Genomic DNA, 1,282 nt, shown 5'->3' with positions numbered 1-1,282 from the left:
CCTGACTTGGCTCACTCCGAGGTGAGAAGCCAGGACGCAGCCCTCTGACCAGAGGTTTCTCGGTTCAGGAAGGCTGGTTTCACGCACTAACGAGGGCCGGTTTACGCTCCCCATGTGGCGTTTATCAGGCGAGTACGGACCAAATCCGGGGCCACAGCCGTGCAGGTCGCCCGCTATTCCGGTGGCCGGCAGGAAATCGTCAAACACATCGGATCCGCCCACACCGAAGTCGAACTCGGGGTTCTGCTCGAGCAGGCCCGAGCCTGGCTCGAACCCGATCAACAGGCCTTCGACCTGGGCATCGTCCCGCAACTGCCGGTCGAAGACGTCCTGCCCACCGGCCAGGGCGCCCTGCTGCCCCCGACCGAGGAACCGCCTGTGGTCGATGCGCCGGGCCGGACCGAAGCCACCGCCTCGGTGCTGCTGCGTCAGGTCCTGCACACCGCGTACGAGCAGCTCGGCTTCGAGCGGATCGAAGATGCGGTGTTTCGGGATCTGGTCATCGCCCGCATCGTCGAGCCCGGCTCGAAACTCGACGCCGGCCGGGTCCTGAGTGATCTCGGTGCCGACCCGCCGAGTTACGCCACCATCAAACGGCACCTGCGGTCGGTGATCGATCGCGACTATCGCGCCGCGATCGCGACGCAGTGCTTCTCCTACGCCGCTCACACCGGCGGCCTGAGCCTTCTGCTCTACGACGTCACGACCTTGTACTTCGAGGCCGAAAAGGAGGATGAACTACGGAAAGTCGGCTACTCGAAAGAGCGTCGCGTGGACCCGCAGATCGTGGTCGGACTGCTGGTGGACCGCACCGGTTTTCCGTTGGAGATCGGCTGTTTCGAAGGCAACCACGCCGAAACCAGAACTATCGTCCCGATCGTGCGTCAGTTCCAGGCCAGGCACGATATCGAGGATGTCGAGATGGTCGTTGCTGCCGACGCCGGGATGTTGTCGGCGGCGAACCTGACGGACCTCGATGCTGCCGGCCTGAAGTTCATCGTGGGTTCTCGTGTCACCAAGGCGCCCGGAGATCTGGCGTCCCACTTCCATTGGCATGGAAACGCGTTCACCAGTGGGCAGGTCATCGACACGATCACTCCGCGGCACGGACGTTCGGTGGTCAACAACGTTCGTAAACGCGCCGAACCGGTGTGGAGTTCGGTGGAGCATCCGAATGCGTGGCGGGCGGTGTGGCAGTACTCGACTCGTCGGGCAGCGCGTGATGAGCGGACATTGAATGCGCAGGAGGCCCGCGCCCGGGCTGTCGTCGACGGTGGCACGG

At 64.1% G+C, this 1,282-nt stretch carries 1 protein-coding gene; it reads left to right on the top strand.

The window, feature by feature from the left end; genetic code table 11:
* Positions 1-114 precede the first annotated feature (114 nt).
* A partial coding sequence (locus ACFWAY_RS53850) for an IS1634 family transposase (protein WP_378516550.1) occupies positions 115-1,282 on the top strand: 1,168 nt, incomplete at its 3' end.

The sequence above is a fragment of the Rhodococcus sp. NPDC059968 genome (genome assembly GCF_042738615.1).
GTDB lineage: Bacteria > Actinomycetota > Actinomycetes > Mycobacteriales > Mycobacteriaceae > Rhodococcus_F.
This window is presented reverse-complemented; position numbering and strand designations above follow the sequence as displayed.